Below are 19,116 nucleotides of genomic sequence, written 5' to 3' on the forward strand. Positions count from 1 at the left end.
CTTTTCTTGTTCACACATCAAGTTAACCAATCCATCTCACTTAAACTACCAGCGGTTTCTGACGCTGCCGCTCTCTATGAGCTTGTTGACGAAGACCGCCGAGATTTTAGCCAATGGCTACCATGGGCCGAACAAATGATGTCTGTTCAAGATGAAGCCTCATTTCTCGATTACGGGATTAAAAAGATGGCCGAAGGTAACTTCTGGTTTGCCATTATTCTTGTAGATAACGAAGTTGCTGGAATGATCGATATTCATGCAATTGACCAAGAACACCACCGCGGCGAAATTGGTTACTGGCTCAGCGAGCGTTACCAAGGACAGGGAGCAGTCACTGCATCCCTTGAAGCCGTTGAAGACATTGCCTTCAATGAGCTAGCAATCCATCGTCTAGAGCTGTTTGCAGTTACCACTAACACCAAAAGTCGGGCGGTTGCCGAACGTCGATTTTTCCATCAGGATGCTGTTTTAAAGGATTATCTGATGAATAATGGTAAATATGAGGACGCAGTACTATATTCTAAAATCGCTGATAATTAAAACAAGGCCTAGATTTCAAAGAAATCTGGGCCTTGTTTTACATTGTTCCAACACTTGTTTTCTCAATCACCTGTTTTATGATATCCACCCCTGCCAGTAACTTTGCTTCCGGCATAATCAATGGTGGTAGTAGTCTCAGAGTGTTATGCTCTGCGCTCAACGTTAACATTCCTACCTTGTGCAGCTCTTTAATCACATCAATAACTGGTACCTCATCACTTAGATGAATACCAATCATCAACCCCTGGCCAGTAACTTCTATAACTGCAGGTAGTGAGCAAACTTCATTTTTTAACTTGGTCCACAAAGTTTCTGCTTTTTCTTGAACCACCTTTAAAAACTCTGGTGTTAGTTGAGTCAACACTGCCTTAGCAGACGCCATAGCCACCTTGTTACCACCAAACGTAGTTCCATGCGTTCCAGGTCCAAACGCCCCAACTAATTTCTCTTTGCCAATCATTGCTCCAACGGGAAGCCCATTTCCCAATGCTTTTGCACTAGTAATGATATCGGGATCGAGCCCATATTGTTCATATGCAAATTTTGTACCTGTTCGGCCAATTCCCGTCTGAACTTCATCCACAATCAACAAAACGCCGTGTTGGTGACAAGCTAATTCAACCGCCTTAATCCAGTCAGCATTGGCGGGAACAACTCCACCTTCACCTTGGACAACTTCTAAGATGACGGCTGCTAAATCATTAGTGACGGCTTCGACACTTTCTGGATCGTTATAAGTCGCAAAACTAACCCCAGGAACTAAAGGCGCAAATCCTTCTGAAATGTGGGGATTTCCCGTCAAAGACATTGAACCATATGAACGACCGTGAAACCCATTCTTAAATGCCAATACTTTGGTTTTGCCAGTGGCTTTTCGGGCAAGTTTAAAAGCCGCCTCATTTGCTTCGGTCCCAGAATTACAGAAGAATGCCACCATTCCCACAGGGCATAACAAGCTAGCAACATCTTCTTGGATCTGACTGGGATACAGATTTGAAGTATGCCATACCTTCCCAATCTGTTCAGTAACCGATTTTGTGATTAGCTCATTACTATACCCAAAACTGCAGACCCCAATTCCACTGGTAAAATCCAAATACTCAGTGCCGATACTATCAACCAAATGATAATCATGGCCGTCCACAATTTCCATTGGGAACTGGGCGTATGTATTAAATAAATGTGTCATTAAATTACCTCCTCATTAGCTAAACTAATTTCCGTACCTGGAGCGGTCAAACTTCCAGTGATTGCCACCGAATTAACCCCGGATTTTAATGCGGTTACAGCAGCATTGATTTTCGGAATCATTCCTGAAGTGATCTCACCATCTTGAAACAGTTCTTTAGCTTTCAACTCTGATAGTTTTTCAATCAACTGATGCTCGTGCAAAACCCCAGGAACGTCAGTTAAAAATAATAATTTATCCGCCTGAATTTGTTTTGCCAGTCCTGCAGCAAAACTATCCGCATTAACATTAAGTAACTGTCCAAACTGATTTTTAACCAATGGGGCGAGAACGCCGATACCCAACTCAGAATGCACTGGATCTAGATCACAACTAACCAACTTACCAACCAGACCGTATTGACTGGTGTCAATCTCTGTTCCGTTCAAATCAACATTGCTATTTAAGTTAAGCGAATTGGCAAATATTTGGTGCTGCTTAAGCTTATCAATCAGTTGGGGCTGAACTACTCCCAACAATACTGCTTGGACAACAGCAATTTCTTGTTCACTAGTCACCCTGATTCCGTCAATTTTAGGAGCCAAAACTCCTAGTTTCTGACTAATCTTCCCAATCTGTGGACCCCCACCATGGACGATAATCACCTTAATTCCAGCGGTCTGCCATAATCTTAACTGGCTGAAAAAGCTATCGTTCAAATCCTCTACTGCCTGTCCGCCAATCTTCACTACATAAGTTTTCATATAATCACCTATTCATATGCTGCATTGATCTGTACGTATTTGTACGTCAAATCGCATCCCCAAGCTGTTCCCACACTATTACCGGCATGTAAATCAACGTCAATCACAACTTCATGCTCGCTCAATGAATCGCGGGCTGGTTGTAAATCAAATGTTGCTGGTTCGCTATTCTTCACGAGTTGAATACCATTCAACCACACATTAACGTGATCAACATCGAGCGAAGCATCTGTCTTCCCGATAGCGTCCATAATTCTGCCCCAATTTGCATCTTCACCAAAGAGCATGGCTTTTACCAAACTAGAACCAACAATTTCTTTAGCAACCTGTTTGGCTTCTAATTCTGTGGCAGCCGACTTAACATTAACCTCTACTAACTTAGATGCACCTTCACCATCTTCAGCAATTTGTTTTGCTAGGTAAGCCAGCACCTGGTGGATTGCCAAAGCGAATTTTTCTTTTTCGCTAGATGAATCATCAATTTCCACATTGCCTGCCATTCCATTAGCCATCAATACAACCATGTCGTTCGTAGAGGTATCTCCATCAACCGTAATTTGGTTAAATGTATTATTGGTTTCATCAATTAAAAGTTGCTGTAAATAATCTCCATCTACGCTTGCATCAGTTGTCACAAAGCCAAGCATCGTTGCCATATTAGGATGAATCATCCCTGAGCCCTTACAAAATCCGGAAATCGTAACCTGCTTGCCAGAAAGATCTAATTGCACCGCAATGGTTTTGGGATGAGTGTCAGTCGTTAACACTGCTTCCGTGACCGCAATTGAATCTGACAATTGCAAAGCATCAATCCCCTGTTCAATTTTTGCCATCGGAAGTTGTTTGCCAATAATGCCTGTGGAAGCGACCCCAACTAAATCAGGAGCTATGTTTAACTTATCGGCAATCATATTCTGTTCTTTCAACGCATTCTGCTTGCCTAACTTACCCGTACACGAATTTGCATTACCACTGTTCAAAATAACCGCTTGAAGCTGCTGATCCGCACTAATCGTTGCCTTAGTTAGTTTAGTGGGTGCTGCTTGGAACTGGTTTGTTGTGTATACTCCTGCCGCTGATGCTGGAACTTCAGAAACTAACCAGCCTAAATCTAACTTATTCTGTTTAATCCCTGACTTGGTTGCACCAGCACTATATCCAAGGGGCCATTTAAAATCAATTTCAGTTGCTTGTTGTTCTATCTCTTGCATATTCCTGTCTCCCTTACACTGTCACTTGGGCCAACTTTAGCCCCTCGTCTTCAGCAAAGCCAAACATCTGGTTAAAATTCTGGACTGCTTGGCCACTTGCACCCTTTATCAAATTGTCAATTACACTGACAATCATCAACGTCTGATTAGTTTCGTTATAGGCAATTCCAACATCACAGAAGTTAGTTCCAACCACTTCCTTGATATCCGGGAGTTCAGTCCCTGTAAATCTAGTAAATGGAGCATCCGCTAATTCTGCTTCAAACAATTCATCAATCTCTGAAATTCCAACATCAGGTTTAACCTTAACATACATAGTTGCCATAATTCCTCGAGAAATCGGTAACAACGAGGTAGTGAACTGAATTGGCTTTGCCTCATGATTCCACTCGACGAGTTGCTGCATAATTTCTGGAATGTGCTGATGTTGATTAGGTTTATATACTGAGAGATTTTCATTAACGTTAGTAAAATGACTACTCTCAGTTAACCTTTTACAAGCTCCTGAGGTTCCAGATTTAGCATCCACAATCACACTGTCTAAGGAAAACATGTCAGAATTAAATACAGGTTTTAATCCTGTTAGCGTGGCCGTAGCGTAGCACCCAGGATTGGCAACGTAGTTAGTAGTTGAAGCTAAATGATTGAAGTCAGCAATTCCATATTCTGCTTCGTCCAATCCGCTAACTGCTGCCGGCTTGTGATACCAGTCTTCATAAGTTTGGGGATCAGTTAACCGATAATCTCCTGACAAATCAATGACTGGAAAACCTTCGTGAATAAACGGTTGGGCCAGTTTTGAGGTGACCCCGGCTGGGGTGGCAAAGAAAGCTGCGTCATTTTTATTCATAATTTCTGAATAGTCATATGGATAAACTCGGTCTCGGTTACCAATCATTCCCTTATATGTATCCGCAACAGTGGTAACCTCATCAACGTTGTGATCGTAGATATTTACTTGATTTACTCGGGAATGGCCACCCAACAATTGATATAATACTTTACCTGCGTACCCACTCAATCCAATTAACGCGACTTTCATATGCACACCCCTTTTTATTCATTTGATGATTATTTTATAAATTGTTTTGTATATTACACTACTGGTTTTATAAAATCAAGGAGTTTTAGAAAAATATTCTTTTATTTTTATTATTATAAATATTTATGCAATGTAAAGGTATAAAAGTAGGCTGAGCAGTTTAATAATTCAAACTTTACCCAGCCTATAATCTAAAATTATTTAATTAGCGTCCAAAGACTAACGTCAACAACAAAGCCACAGCAGAAATTAAAATCGTCTTAGCACCTAAAATTGGTAATAACAATCCGCTTAAAAAGGCACCAAATGCAAACGCCGTAATCACTAAAATAATTCTACCTGCACGATTTCCGGCGTCCTTGTCACCAGTTGTTAGAAAGTCAAAAATTGATTCAGAGAAGGTTCTCAAGTGTCCCGTCATCATTAATGAAGTGAAAGGCTTGCCCTTCATAAGTCGGAACTCCTGAAGCTGCCCGGCTGCCGCAATTGACAAGAATCCTGCAGTTAGCATTCTAGGCATAAGCGGTGCTAAGAATGCCACCAAAACAAAAATTGCTATTTCATAAATTAGCGTCAGAGATTGTCGCTTTAATGCTACCTCACTTGGATAATGTTGCTGGATGACTCGGATAATAAATACCCCAATCATGAACATAAATATTGAGAACAATTCAAGGCCAGCCTGGCTAAAGTCACGACTACCGATGTGCATCCCCATTAGGATCAAGTTACCAGTTTGCAAACCTGCAAATACTCCGCCGTCATGTAAATATGAGTATGCATCAAGGGAACCTGCTGCAGTTGCCAACATCATTCCCGTGGATAGCTTTTGGTAAAATTCTTCATCTTTTTCCATCATGTCTCTCACCCCAAAATCCCGTTATTCTGGTGTATATATAACTACACTTTTAAAAAATAAGCAACTAACTCACCCAGAAACATGACAGCAAAAAAGCAGGCTCACAGGCCTGCTTTTTGTGGTTTATAGTGACAATCCACCTGTAAAGTGGTTGGCATTGTTTGTTGTGTAAACTTTGATAGTATAGTTACCCTTCCCGACCAATAGTGAACCAGTTAAGGTTCCGTTGTCCGAACTGATTGTTTTATAAAGGTTACCGTTCTTGTAAATTCGGATTGAGAATGGATTGCCACTGTCAGCACCTCCATCTGTGTATGTTTTGACATTATACTTCAACACATTTAGTAAGTATGGGGCTGAGACACTTGTGGTCTGACCACGATTCTCACTCTTGAATTCTGAGCCCGTTAGGCGAGGAGCTTGAACTTTAGCACTATTTGCTGATTTGGTTTTATCAACGTTTGATCGTTGTTGCTTATTTTGATCAGTTACCCGCTCTTGACGAACTTGATTGTTACCAGGGGCAACGTTCGCACTTGCAGCGACTGATGTTAACGCTACGGGTGAAATCATTGAGACAGCAACCGCTGCCTTTACTAAATTGTTCTTTACATTTTTCATATTCAAATACCTCTTTTATATTCACATATTCCACAGTTGAAGGCGCCTTGCTTAACTGTTGAAGATAGTATATAAAAGCCAACTTAATGGTGACTTAACCTGACCTTAAACGGGGCTTAAATTCAAATGTTTATAAATTATCTTTCCCATTAAGTTGGATTGCTTTGAGAATCTCTGTTAGCAACTTTAAACCTAACAACTGAACCAGTCCGTGCTGAGTTTGGCTGACTAACGGTTTCTGTAAATCCAACCGCTGACTCCACTACATATAGTGGTCGTTTCCTTGATGCAACGAATGTCCGATAAATATAGGACCCAAGAACGCCAACTGAAGTAATAACTGCACCAGCCATTGCAACGACAACGCTTGCTAAAATATCAACATCACTAAAACTAAAGATCAAGCACCCTAAGATTAAAGCAACCCCAATTCCAAATAAACCGGAACCAATGATGCTGATCAACTTAAGAGGAAAATTAGAAAACGAAGTAATGCCATCCATTGCTAATTTAAACATTTTCTTCAAAGGATACTTGGTTTCACCGGCAATTCGCTCCTGTCTTTCATAGCGAACAGCTGCTTGCTTGAAGCCAACCCAACTTACCATCCCCCTAACAAAGGGTTCTGGTTCGTCCATCGAGGTCAACACATCGACTACCTTTCTATCCATAAGTCTAAAATCACCAGTATCTACTGGAATTTCAATTGAAGTAATTCGATCTAACAAACGATAAAATGTTGCCGCTGTGAACTTCTTAAACTTGCTTTCACCCGCCCTTGCAACCCGTTGACCGTACACAACGTCGTATCCCTGTTGCCACATTGAAATCATTTTTGAAATAATTTCAGGTGAGTCCTGTAGATCCGCATCCATTACCACAACGGCACTACCGGATGTGTATCTAATTCCCGCGGTGATGGCTAATTGGTGGCCAAAATTTCTTGAGAAATTAACTAACTTAATATTTGGCTTTCTAGACGCATGATGTTTAATTATCTGGACAGTTCTATCACTTGAACCATCGTTAACAAAAATTAGTTCAAATCTTTCGTTTCTTGTTTCCACATATTTTTCTAGTTTATTGATGGTGGTTGCAATTAGCTCTTCTTCATTAAATACAGGAAGAACAATTGAAACTAAATCTGCTTTTTCTACCATTGCCTTCCTCCTTTATTTATAAATTCCTGACAAGTCGTACAAAGTCTCTTGATTGCCACCGCCCATTGGTCCTTGCGGCTGTTTCATTCCTTGCTTTGGCTTCGAATTTGAAGTTTGTTTTCCAGTTGCTTTTTGTTTTGGATTTGGATTTTGTTTTAAATTCTTACCTGGCTTACCCTTGCCTTTAAACCCAGGTCCTTGCTTTGATGATTTATTAGGTCTATTGGGCATTTGTCCACTAGCTTTAGATTTGTTGGTACTACGTGATTTTCTAGTTTGACTAACCTGCCCAGGTTGGTTATTTTTGCTTGTCTTATCCAGATATTCTGAACTTGCAACTTTCTTACCATTTTTCTTGACCCAGCTTATGATTTTGCTATTCTCACTACTACTTGATCCTTGACCACCCATCATTCCACCACCGTAAAAATACTTAAGTTGGCCTGACTTAACGAGCTGCTTTAACTCCTTTAAGGTAATGGCCGGATCGGATCCTTGGAAGCCGCCCATTGCCATCACTGGTTTTCCAGTCTTAATAATGTATGGTGCTGCTGATTGAGAACTACTAGTGGCGAATAAATATTTAGCACCATCCTGATTCTTTTCCAAATAGTTCAGCAATTTGGTGTTGAGCTGGTTACCCATATCTCCGCCACCCATTCCGGTAGCTCCTTGTTTATTGGATAATAAATCAGGTCCAGCACTAGGAATTCCGGCGGATTCAGCTGCAATTGTTGGTGTCAATGACCACCATGTTGGAATCACCATGATTCCGATTATGGCGGCAATACTACCGTAACGAATCAGTTTCTGATGGTTTCTTAGTACAACTAAGGCGACTGCCAATAGGATAATCAGTCCAAATAAAATGCCTGTCCAACGTGGATAATATTCATAGGCATACCACAACTGAAGAATTCCAGTTAAGATAACGCCAACAACCAACGTAAGACCAGAAATACTCATTATTCCGGATTTTCGGATCCCCGAAATTAACTTAGTGACCCCAACACCAGCCATGACGGCAATTGGAGGTGCCAACATTATCATGTAGTATGGGTGAAAGAATCCCGCAATTGAAAAGAATCCATAAACCGGAACTAACCAGCCTGCCCACATCAACAGATTCTTTTGCTGTTCGGATAGTTCATACCACCGACGACGTCGGTCTTTATATGCAAACAGACTAAACATCAATCCGATAATTGCCATCGGCAATAGCCAACTAATTTGTGGTCCTAGTTCTTTTTGAAATAGGCGGAATGGTCCGGCAGTTCCAATGTTAAATGCGCCACCACCGCCACCTTTTTTACCGGCTCCGCCCATCTTTGGTGCTTTCATTTTTTCCCCACTGAGCTTCTTCTTAACACCGGAGGGAATTCCCTTAGGTTGCTTGTGTTTACCCCCACTTGGCATGGCACCACCACCGCCACCAGATTGTCCCGTAAGTCTTTGAGTACCGTTATATCCAAACGCGAGTTCTAACTCTGAATTATGTTGAGACCCACCGATATATGGACGCTGTGATGCCGGGATTGAATCAATAGTGATCGGCAAAGCCAACGTAAAGACAGCTAGTGACAGCGTGGCCAAAAGTGTCTTGATAATTTTTTGTTTCCAACTTTCATGACCAGCAATCCAGTAGAAGAAATACATCGCTGGCAAGATCATAAATGCTTGAAGCATCTTGATATTAAATCCAATTCCGACAAGTCCAAAACTAATCAGTAGCCAACGAGTTTTGCTTGTCTGAACCGCTTTGTCCAAAAACCAGAGAGCCAATAACAAGAAGAACATCAATGTTGCATCCATGTTATTAGTCCGTGCGTTGGCAACCACAATCGGTGTAAGCGTCATGATTAATGCTGCCATCCGCCCTGCGTTTCTTCCAAAGTGCGGAGTTACCAGCTTATAAATCAAAAATACGGAACCGGTACTAAACAATATTGACGGAAGAACAATGCTCCATCCATGGAGGCCAAATATTTTAGCACTGATTGCCATAAACCAAAGTGCAACTGGCGGTTTATCTACTGTGATGTACCCTGCAGGATCAAAACTGGCAAAGAAGAAATTCTTGAAGCTCATTGTCATACTCTTAATTGCGGATGTATAAAACGAGTTAGCATTTCCCGCTTTCCAGCATTGCCATCCGTATAAAAATAGTGCAAGTGCTATAATTGCTGTTAAAACCCAGTCAAATTTTTTTCGCTGGGGTGCTTTACTATATTGCATTTTTATCTCCTAAATAATTAAAGTGTAAGTATTTATTAATCATAATTAACTCACCATAAGCCAACCTTAAATATTATTAATTATCAAAATATTGCAAATTAATTTGACCAAATCCATTTCAATCCGTACACTGAATAAATTCAATTAACTATTAAATATTACTGATACACCTGGAGGTACCACATTGAACGACTTAAACATTCTAGTAATCGAAGACGATGAAGATCTCGCAAAAAGTCTTAAACTATTTTTAGACGACCTTGGTAAGGTAACAGTTAGTTACGACGGCTTTGAAGGCCAAATGCTAGGAGAAGACGGTATTTATGACCTAGTTGTACTTGACCTAATGTTGCCTGAAATAAATGGCTTTGAAATACTGAAAAAATGGCGGACCGATGATAAGTTGGATATGCCCGTATTAATCTTGACTGCCAAGGACACTCTAGATGATAAGGTCCACGGCTTTCAATTAGGGGCAGATGACTACCTCACTAAACCATTTCACAGAGAAGAATTATTATTACGTGTAAAAGCGCTACTTAAGCGTTCTGGACGAATCGGTGATGAAAATCAACTAACCGTTGAACCATTTAGTGCCAACTTAAAAAACCGCACAGTCAAGGTTAATGGCACTAACCTTGAACTGAACGGTAAAGAATATGATTTATTAGTTTACTTCTTGCAAAATCCCGGCACCATTATTACCAAAGATCAAATTTTTGACCGTTTATGGGGATTCGACTCAGATACTGCTCTATCAGTAATTGAAGTTTATATGAGTAATTTGAGAAAGAAGATCAAGCAAGTAGCGGAAATTCAACCCATCAAAACCATCAGAAACGTTGGTTACATTTTTGAAACGGAGGAATAGGATTGGCAAAAAATGACCCTCAGCAAAAACAGCAGCGAACCTTCTTTGTTAAGGAACTGATTGCCTTTGCCGTACTGTTTATCTTGCTTGGATTTACAGTGTTCGGAATTTTTCAACATTCAGTAATGCAAAACGTTGATATTGGTTTGGAAAATCAGCGGAGCCAAATCCTAACCAACCAATCGCAACCATCAATAAGAATTGACCCTAACAAGGGGACGGCAAAGATTACTCCATCTGTAGGTGGCCCTTTCAGATCATCAACAATCATCTTTGATAAAGATGGCACAATCATTAACAAGCCAATGCTAGGTGACCACTTCTACTCACTTATCAAGAGTATAAAATTAGATAAAACTCAGACTGATAAAATTTATGACATGACAATCAGTTCCAAAAACTTTACTAGCCACTTTAGAACATTATTAGTAAAGGTTCCTGAAAGTAATGAAAACGCCCTGTATGCAGGTAACTATGCAATGATCGTTGAAAACATAGATGCTGATCTCCTGGCTCTAAAAAGCTTCCAAAAGGCAATCTTTATCACAATTATTATTTTCTGGATTCTAGCAATTAGTATTGCATACTACCTTTCAAAATCCAGCATGAAGCCAATCTTAAAATCATGGCGGCGTCAAAGGGACTTCAGTGCTAATGCCGCACACGAATTGAGAACTCCCCTAACAATTATCCGTAATCAGCTTGAGTTCTTGTTAACTAAGCCCAATGATAAAGTTGTTGATCAAGCGGAGAAAATCTCCACATCTCTCAACAGTGTTAATCAGCTACAAACGTTAACCGATAGGCTCCTAACGTTGTCTAGGTCTGATGCAGATGTTGTCCAAGTTAATTTGCAGTCACAAAAACTAGACACCTTTTTTACCGAGGTAATTCGGCCATACAAAGATGTTGCTGCCAGCCAAAATAAAAACCTAACTGTAAATATTGATACTCCAGGATCTGGAGCTTTTGATGGTGGCTTGATTCGCCAACTGTTAGTAATTTTGATTGATAACGGAATCAAGTACACCCCAACTGAAGGTGAGATTGGCATTGATATTCAACGAATTAAGGATAACTTGAAGATTAAGGTTAGCGATAATGGACCGGGAATCCCAGATACAGATAAAAAGCGGATTTTCGAGCGTTTCTACCGAACTGATAAATCAAGAAATAGTAAAACCGGTGGCAATGGTCTCGGTTTAGCAATTGCATCATTTATCGTTGACCAACATCACGGAAAAATTTCCGTGAGGGACAATCAACCAAATGGTGCAATATTTGAAGTTTCAATTCCGCTTAAAAGTCATGTCAAAGTGATATAACCGTTGATTCATATTTTAAAAAAATTGTCTAATCGTGCGCAACCAGTCATTGCCTATTTGACAGTAAATGGTATCATTAAGGTATGAATTATCATACACAATAATTCATAGTTCCACACAAAGAAATCTAGCCATCTCTTGTATGTCCCAATACTTGATGGCTAGATTTTTTCGTATGGAGGTCTTTTCTGGAGTAGAAGCTGACTTATCCGTTTAAAAATAATAACGGCACTACGATAAAGTGTTTCGAAAGCGTGTTCAGTTGCTCATTTTTCTCCGCTTAGTAGGCTACACTGCCTAAACGTGTTCATATAAGCTGATTCCTACGTTTAAAATAATAACGGCACTACGATAAAGTTCAATCGTAATGCCGTTATTTCTTTAATCCTCGAAATCACCCGCTTATACTCACACTCTACACAAAAACACCCGCTCCAGCAGCGGGTGTCAGCAATTATTATATGAGGAAAGGAATTTTTATGGAGTATGCGGCCTCATACCCCAAGTCCTCACAATATTATTTGTAAAAGCCGAAATAGTCGTGTGCATTGTTATACGAAATATCTTCAACCATCTTACCCAATAATTCTTCATCTTCTGGAACTTGACCACGTTCTGCCCAGGTTCCAATCAAATTACATAGAACTCGTCTAAAGTACTCATGACGTGGATACGATAAGAAACTCCGTGAATCCGTTAACATTCCAACAAAGTTTGATAACAAGCTTTGTTCTGCCATAGTTGTAAGTTGGTTGGTCATTCCAGTGTAGGTGTCATTAAACCACCATGCAGCCCCTAACTGAATCTTCTGAACACCATCTTGTTGGAAGTCACCCATTCCACTGGCTAATTGAAGCCAATCGTTTGGATTAAGTGAGTACAAAATCATCTTTGGCAATTCATTTTCTGATTGCATATCAATCAATAACTTCATAAATTGATCTGCAATATCAGCTTGAGTTCCCATCGAATCAAACCCACCGTTACTACCAAATGCCTTAAGCATTGGCTTGTTGGCATCACGGATAACATTCATATGGAATTGCATTGTCCAGTTGTGCTTCTTATTCAGTTTCATTAACTCTTCAACGACCATCGTTTGATACTTATCAATTTCAGTTTCAGTCAAATCTTCGTTATTACGAGCCTTTTTGATAATTGCATCAACTTCTGAATCACTAGCCTTGTTAAATCGGAAGAAATTCAAGCCATGGTCTGATAAGCTACCGCCCATGGTTTCAAAGAAATCAAATCTTTGGTCTAGAGCAGCCATCAAGTCTTTAAATGAATTGATGTCCTTACCTGAAATTGCAGATAACTGCTTCAGGTAGTCATCATACCCAGCACTAGTTAGGTTAAACACAGCGTCTGGACGCATTGCTGGCAATACTTTAAATCCGTTTTCCTTTTCTTCTTCCTTAAGTAATTTGTGATACTTAAGGTCTGAGGCAGGATCATCTGTTGTACAAACAACTTCAACATTAGAACGCTTGATTAAGTTTCTTGGTTTGAAGTCCTCAGTTGCCAACATTTTATTAGCCTTTTCCCAAATTGCTGGGGCTGTCTTTTCACTGAAAACATCATCAATCCCGAAGAAACGTCTTAACTCAAGGTGCGTCCACTCATAGAGTGGGTTGCCGAACGCTTTTTCGATTGTTTTTGCCCAAGCAATGAACTTTTCGTAATCATCACCATCACCAGTAATCAAGTCTTCCTTGACCCCGTTGGCGCGCATTAACCGCCACTTATAATGGTCCCCAAAGTTTCCTTCATTGATCCAAACCTGGGTAATATTGTCATAGTTCTTGTTTTCGTAAATTTCTTTTGGTTCCAAGTGACAATGAAAATCAATAATTGGCATTTTTTCAGCATGATCATGGAAAAGCTTTTTTGCCATATCATTAGTTAATAGAAAATCATCGTTCAATAATGACATTTTTAAAATCTCCTCTTTTATTTAGAAAATTCTGCTAAAGTGGCCTTTAATGTTGCCCGAACGGCACCCTTACCACTAATTTGTTTTGCAAAGTACGATTCAACTTGATCAGCTAAACCAATTTCATACAAGTCATGACCAAAGATCGCCTTGTTCGCCAAAATGTCCTTCAAGTGTTCGTGAACATTAACGTCTTCACCAAGTTTGATGTCCGAAACCTTTGGTTGAAGTTCAGTTAACAATGGATCTGGACTTGGTGTGAACTCCTCACCATTATCGTCGATTGCCATTAAGTAACGGCACCAAGTTGCCAATACAAGTGGGATAAAGTGAAGATCAGAAACATTTCTGTCACTTGCATCTAAATAGTGAGAAATGGTTACCCCATATCGGATAGCAAGTTTTTGTGAAGTATCTGATGCAATCCGTTGAGGCTTGTCAGGAATGTATGGATTTGGTAATCGCTTGTTTAATAGTTGGTCGATAAAGTCCTTTGGATCGATAACCTTAGGATCCTTAACAACCGGAAGGCCCTCGACGTAACCAATTTGCTTTATCAAGTTAAGCATATCTTCATCCTTAACTTCTTCAGAAATTGATTCAAATCCTAGTAAATCACCATGAACTGCTAAGGCAGTATGCAATGGGTTCAAACAAGTAGTAACCTTCATCTCATCGGCATCATTAACAGTATCTCTATCCGTCATGATAACCCCAGCTTTTTCAAATGATGGCCGTCCATTAGGGAATGAGTCCTCAACAACCAGGTAATGAACCTCTTCAGTATTAGCAAATGCGGCAAAGTCGGTATTTCCAGTTGAAATAAGTTGAGAGTCTTCAAAGCCTTCGTTTGCCAATTTCTTAGCAACCGTTTCTGAAGGGTTTGGTGTGATTCGGTCAATCATTGATAGTGGGAAGCTAACTAACTTATCGTTCTTCAAGTAGTCAACAAACTCACTATCAACTAAACCATTTTTAGCCCAGCCTTCAGCTACCGTAACTACACTCTTCTTCAGCTTATCTCCATTTTGTGAAAAGTTATCGGTACTCAATAATGCCATCGGGTACTTTCCAGCTTTAAAACGGGCAAACATCAATGATGCTAAACCTGCCATATTATTAACAGGGCTATCGGGGCCATCAGCGATGTCCTTTTTGACAACATCTGTTAACTCACCATCTGACTTCCAAAGACCATAACCCTTTTCAGTAATGGTAAATGATGCAAGCTGTAACTCAGGCGATTCGAAAATCCCCTTCATTTTTTTCCAATTATCTGTTTCTGAAGGCGTTAAATATAATGCCTCAGAAACTGAAGCAAGTAATGACTTATCAAAATTTCCATCATCTTTTGTAATTACCCGCAATATTTTATTGTTAAAGGGTTTGTACACATCTTCAATCACAGCTTTACTGTGAGTATCTGCTACCACAACTCCGGCATCAAGATCACCAATTGATAGCAATTTGTCGGCCACTGCGGCGTGGTAAGCCCTAAATAAGTTTCCACCACCAAAATGAACCCAACGAGTTTTTCCAGATAGCTTAGTATCATCGTAATCTGGAACAGAGATTCCGGCGTCCGCGAATGCTTGATTATTAATATAATTATCCGTAATTTTTACCATGTTAGAATTTAATCCTCCTGAATACCATTGTACTGGTAAGCGATTTCACTTAAAAGCTAAAAAATAGCCGAACTAACGGCTATTTAATTTTTATTCGAAACTGTTCCATTTAGAAATCAATTCTTTAGCATTAGCAGTAACTGCTGCATAATCACCCTTTGCAGCTGGAGCACTAAGTGAACCACCAACTCCGACAATCAAAGCACCGGCTTCTTTCCATTCGCCAAGGTTGTCTGCATTTACGCCACCTGAAGGCATAACACTAACGTATGGGAATGGTCCGTGAATTTCTTTAATTGCACCTGGTTGTGCGATGCTTCCTGGGAAGAGCTTAACAATGTCAGCACCAAATTCAAGAGCATGTTGAATTTCAGTATTTGTAAAGGTTCCTGGAATGTATGGAATTTGATAAAGGTTTGAAATTTTAGCAACTTCTTCATTAAATGATGGGCTAACAATAAACTTGGCACCAGCAATAATGGCAATTCTTGCTGATACTGGATCCAATACAGTTCCAGCACCAACCATTACATCAGTTCCTGCATACTTTTCGTTTAATTCACTAATTGCTTGGTCAGCGTTAGGAACAGTAAACGTTAACTCAATTCCCTTAACGCCACCTTCGACAATTGCATCAACTGTCTTAATCGCTTGTTCTTTTGAATCGCCACGAACTACAGCAACGACACCAGCCTTTTTTACATTGTTAAGAATCTCTACTCGTTTCAAAAGGTTCACCCTCACTTTAATTTTTTTGTTACCTTAAGTATATTAATATATTAGTTAATGTCAAACTATTCTTTTAATTTGATTTATTTCTTTAATTAAAGTACGTTTGACATACTGATATATTAATATACAATATTTGTAAGCGCACTCATAATATCACAAAAATTGGAGATTGAAAACTATGAAATTAACATCCTTTGGTGAATTAATGTTGAGATTCAAGCCAGAATCGGCAAAGCGGATCAGCCAATGTGACAGATTTGAAGCAAGTTTTGGCGGTGCCGAATCTAACGTTGCCGTTTCACTTACTCTATTAGGAGATAACGCACAGTACGTAACTAAGCTTCCTGAAAACACCCTAGGTGATATGGGAATTCAAAAACTGCGTGGCATCGGCGTTGATACTAAAAATATCGTTCGTGGCGGAGATAGAATAGGAATTTATTTCTTTGAAAAAGGTGCTAGTGTTCGGGGAACTGACGTCGTTTATGATCGTAAATTTAGTTCCTTTTCTGAATCAAAAGCCGATGAGTATGATTGGAGCAAAATTTTAGGTGACACTAATTACTTCTATGTATCAGGGATTACCCCTGCCCTTTCAAAAGAACTACAAGAAGCAACACTTGCTGCAGCAAATTACTGTAATGCACACGGAATTGAAGTGATTTATGATGCTAACTATCGTGGCAAACTATGGTCAGTGGAAGAAGCTCAAGCATTTTCTAAGCAAATGTTGCCAAAGGTTTCAGTTGTGTTAGCCCATGATGAGGACTTTGAACAAGCTTTTGGAATCAAGGCATTTGACGGTGACATGACAAACGGTATCAACCAAATCGCTTCGTTTGAAGACGCAATGAAGGAATTAAAGAATCAATACCCTAACATTAAAACAGTTGGGACTGTAGTTAGAAACATCCTATCCGTAGAAAAGAGTACTTGGACAGCACTTCTATATACAGACGGAAAGTTTTACCAAGGTGGTTCTTACGATATGCACGTATACGAAGGTGTTGCCGGTGGTGATGCATTCGGAGCGGGCTTAGTCCACGGAATGATGAATGGAATGGATCCACAGGCACAAATCAACTTCGCAATTGCTGCTAGTGTCTACAAGCTAACAATTAGTGGCGACTGGAACCTAGCTTCCGAATCAGAAATTAGTAGCATTATTTCTGGTGGTTCAGCAATGAATCGTTAAAAGTGAAATAGTTTTTCAAATCTTGGCACCCTCAACTTATTGGGGGTGCCTTTTTTAGTGTGTATTCATTGTTTTTGTGAATAAATCAACATTTTTAACAAACAATTAAAAATAATTTACAAAATATCTAAAGCAGACAAACGCTGCTATTTCAGTACATCAAGGGGTTCTTTTGGTCGAATTTTATTGAAAACGCTTTATATTTTGTTGTAGAATGTGAATTTTTGTGCTAATCTTTATCTGTATTGAAATACTAATATATTAATTATTGATTTTATTCATTATTTGGAGGCATTATTATGAAAGCAACAACTAACGCTACGCCCTTGTCTAGCAAGGAACACAAACGTGCTTACCCCAAGTATTTAACGCTTACCGTTTTCGTTGCAGCACTTGGTGGGCTCTTGTTTGGTTATGATCAAGGTGTCATGTCAGGAGCAGTTTCGTTTATCGGTCACTCGTTCAAAATGTCCAGTGGACTGCTCGGTTTTATCTCAGGCTGCATCCCTTTGGGAGCCATGGTTGGTTGCCTGATTGCAGGTTACCTTGCTGATAAGATTGGTCGGAAATTGATGATGTTTGTTTCAGCAATTTTCTTTGCTCTTTCAGGTGTCGGCTGTGCAGTTGCACCATCAGTTGGAATTCTAATTGCATCACGACTTCTTGGTGGTCTAGGAATTGGTATGGTATCCACATTAGTTCCCCTTTACATCGCAGAAATTTCTCCTAAGAATGTTCGTGGAAAAATGGTTGGTAGTTATCAACTTGCCGTTGCAACTGGAATTTTCATAGTCTATCTAGTTAATGCTTTGATTGCCAACACCCACACCATGGAATGGAACCAAAACGTTGGCTGGCGCATGATGTTCATGGCCGCAATCATCCCCGGAATTTTATTCTTTGGATTACTATTCTTAATCCCTGAAAGTCCAAGATACTTAATTAGTAAGCATCAAGACGAAGAAGCTCGTAAAATTATGACTCGGGTTTCTTATGAAAGTAGTCAAACTATCAACAATGAAGTTGAAAGTGTTAAAGATTCACTGAAAGAAGAAAATAACAGTGGTAATTTCTGGAAAGAAATTATCAAAAAGGGAACTCGAATGGCCTTGTTCATCGCCATTATGTGTTCAATCTTCCAACAATTAACTGGTGTAAGTGCCGTTGCTTACTATGCCCCAGTTATTTTCAAAAATGCCGGTGCAGGTACCGATGCTGCGATGGTAGAAACCGTTTTAATTGGTTTAGTAAAAGTTATCTTTGTTGCCTTCTTCATGGGAATGATCGACAAGCTCGGTAGAAAGCGACTTCTTAAATGGGGTGGCTACGGAATGGCAATTTGTATGTTCCTACTAGCCTACTGCTTCAGCCAAAGCGATATGTCAAAGGCATTCGATATCTTCGTCATTGCCCTGATCATCATCCACACTAGTTTCTTCGAAATGTCATGGGGTGGCGGTGCCTGGGTTCTTATCTCAGAAATGCTTCCAAATAAGATTCGTGGTCGTGCATCATCTCTCGCATCATTTGCTCTTTGGGGTGCCACATACGCAGTAACCCAATTGTTCCCAATGATGCTTGATAACCTTGGTGATGTTTGGACATTCGCAATTTTCGGTATCTTCTGTGTCATCATGGGATTATTCATTCACTTCTTCTTTAAAGAAACTGCTGGAAAATCTCTAGAGGAAATTCAAGAGTCAAAATAAAGTCTATTAAGCAAAAAATAGCGCGTTAGAAAGCCCATAGCTTTTCTAACGCGCTATTTTTTAGGCAAGAAGCCTTCTTATCCGACACTTACCAAACTAACCTTAGATTGCCCAGCAACG

General features: G+C 39.8%; 16 protein-coding genes. 5 read left to right on the plus strand and 11 right to left on the minus strand.

Annotated elements, in window-relative coordinates; all coding sequences use genetic code 11:
- Nucleotides 1–6 precede the first annotated feature (6 nt).
- Nucleotides 7–540 carry a GNAT family N-acetyltransferase gene (locus PL11_RS02625; protein ID WP_035166158.1) on the plus strand — a complete coding sequence of 178 codons (534 nt, stop codon included), beginning with the start codon at nucleotides 7–9 and terminating at the stop codon, nucleotides 538–540.
- 37 nt (nucleotides 541–577) lie between these two features.
- Here PL11_RS02625 and PL11_RS02630 read toward each other — a convergent pair whose 3' ends face one another.
- From PL11_RS02630 to PL11_RS02665, 8 genes are all read right to left on the minus strand, one after another.
- On the minus strand, nucleotides 578–1,729 hold the full coding sequence (locus PL11_RS02630; protein WP_035166160.1) for an acetylornithine transaminase: 1,152 nt from the start codon (nucleotides 1,727–1,729) through the stop codon (nucleotides 578–580).
- Nucleotides 1,729–2,472, minus strand: coding sequence for an acetylglutamate kinase (gene argB / locus PL11_RS02635; protein WP_035166163.1), 744 nt, complete (start codon nucleotides 2,470–2,472; stop codon nucleotides 1,729–1,731). The genes PL11_RS02630 and argB overlap by 1 nt, the downstream gene beginning before the upstream one ends.
- 8 nt (nucleotides 2,473–2,480) lie before the next feature.
- A complete protein-coding gene (gene argJ, locus PL11_RS02640) occupies nucleotides 2,481–3,683 on the minus strand; it encodes a bifunctional glutamate N-acetyltransferase/amino-acid acetyltransferase ArgJ (protein ID WP_035166165.1) in 1,203 nt (400 codons plus the stop codon).
- Between the two features lie 13 nt (nucleotides 3,684–3,696).
- Nucleotides 3,697–4,725 (minus strand): N-acetyl-gamma-glutamyl-phosphate reductase, encoded by a 1,029-nt coding sequence (gene argC / locus PL11_RS02645; RefSeq protein WP_035166167.1) that lies wholly within the window; start codon nucleotides 4,723–4,725, stop codon nucleotides 3,697–3,699.
- 205 nt (nucleotides 4,726–4,930) lie between these two features.
- Complete coding sequence (locus tag PL11_RS02650; RefSeq protein ID WP_035166169.1) at nucleotides 4,931–5,584, minus strand: YoaK family protein; 654 nt, start codon at nucleotides 5,582–5,584, stop codon at nucleotides 4,931–4,933.
- 123 nt (nucleotides 5,585–5,707) lie between these two features.
- Nucleotides 5,708–6,205: a hypothetical protein gene (locus tag PL11_RS02655; protein WP_035166171.1), complete on the minus strand. Its 498-nt coding sequence runs from the start codon at nucleotides 6,203–6,205 to the stop codon at nucleotides 5,708–5,710.
- A gap of 149 nt (nucleotides 6,206–6,354) precedes the next feature.
- Nucleotides 6,355–7,365, minus strand: coding sequence for a glycosyltransferase family 2 protein (locus PL11_RS02660; protein WP_052127717.1), 1,011 nt, complete (start codon nucleotides 7,363–7,365; stop codon nucleotides 6,355–6,357).
- A 12-nt stretch (nucleotides 7,366–7,377) separates the two neighbouring features.
- On the minus strand, nucleotides 7,378–9,600 hold the full coding sequence (locus PL11_RS02665) for a glycosyltransferase family 39 protein (RefSeq protein ID WP_035166172.1): 2,223 nt from the start codon (nucleotides 9,598–9,600) through the stop codon (nucleotides 7,378–7,380).
- Between the two features lie 184 nt (nucleotides 9,601–9,784).
- On the opposite strand from PL11_RS02665, the gene PL11_RS02670 reads away from it, so the two are divergent.
- Together PL11_RS02670 and PL11_RS02675 are read left to right on the plus strand one after the other, a co-directional pair.
- On the plus strand, nucleotides 9,785–10,471 hold the full coding sequence (locus tag PL11_RS02670; protein WP_035166173.1) for a response regulator transcription factor: 687 nt from the start codon (nucleotides 9,785–9,787) through the stop codon (nucleotides 10,469–10,471).
- 2 nt (nucleotides 10,472–10,473) lie between these two features.
- Entirely contained in the window at nucleotides 10,474–11,796 is a 1,323-nt protein-coding gene (locus tag PL11_RS02675) for a sensor histidine kinase (protein WP_035166174.1), read from the plus strand.
- A 517-nt stretch (nucleotides 11,797–12,313) separates the two neighbouring features.
- On the opposite strand, the gene uxaC is transcribed toward PL11_RS02675, so the two are convergent.
- The 3 genes from uxaC to PL11_RS02690 form a co-directional block, all read right to left on the minus strand.
- Nucleotides 12,314–13,732, minus strand: coding sequence for a glucuronate isomerase (gene uxaC, locus PL11_RS02680; RefSeq protein WP_035166175.1), 1,419 nt, complete (start codon nucleotides 13,730–13,732; stop codon nucleotides 12,314–12,316).
- A 17-nt stretch (nucleotides 13,733–13,749) separates the two neighbouring features.
- The gene (locus PL11_RS02685) at nucleotides 13,750–15,360 is read right to left on the minus strand and encodes a mannitol dehydrogenase family protein (protein ID WP_035166176.1); all 1,611 of its coding nucleotides are present in this window, start codon (nucleotides 15,358–15,360) and stop codon (nucleotides 13,750–13,752) included.
- A gap of 90 nt (nucleotides 15,361–15,450) precedes the next feature.
- The gene (locus tag PL11_RS02690; RefSeq protein ID WP_035166178.1) at nucleotides 15,451–16,089 is read right to left on the minus strand and encodes a bifunctional 2-keto-4-hydroxyglutarate aldolase/2-keto-3-deoxy-6-phosphogluconate aldolase; all 639 of its coding nucleotides are present in this window, start codon (nucleotides 16,087–16,089) and stop codon (nucleotides 15,451–15,453) included.
- Nucleotides 16,090–16,270: 181 nt separating this feature from the next.
- Here PL11_RS02690 and PL11_RS02695 point away from each other — a divergent pair, with 181 nt between their 5' ends.
- Complete coding sequence (locus PL11_RS02695; RefSeq protein WP_035166179.1) at nucleotides 16,271–17,287, plus strand: sugar kinase; 1,017 nt, start codon at nucleotides 16,271–16,273, stop codon at nucleotides 17,285–17,287.
- 299 nt (nucleotides 17,288–17,586) lie between these two features.
- Nucleotides 17,587–18,996, plus strand: coding sequence for a sugar porter family MFS transporter (locus PL11_RS02700; RefSeq protein ID WP_035166182.1), 1,410 nt, complete (start codon nucleotides 17,587–17,589; stop codon nucleotides 18,994–18,996).
- Nucleotides 18,997–19,116 lie beyond the last annotated feature (120 nt).

Source organism: Lentilactobacillus curieae, from assembly GCF_000785105.2.
Classification (GTDB): domain Bacteria; phylum Bacillota; class Bacilli; order Lactobacillales; family Lactobacillaceae; genus Lentilactobacillus; species Lentilactobacillus curieae.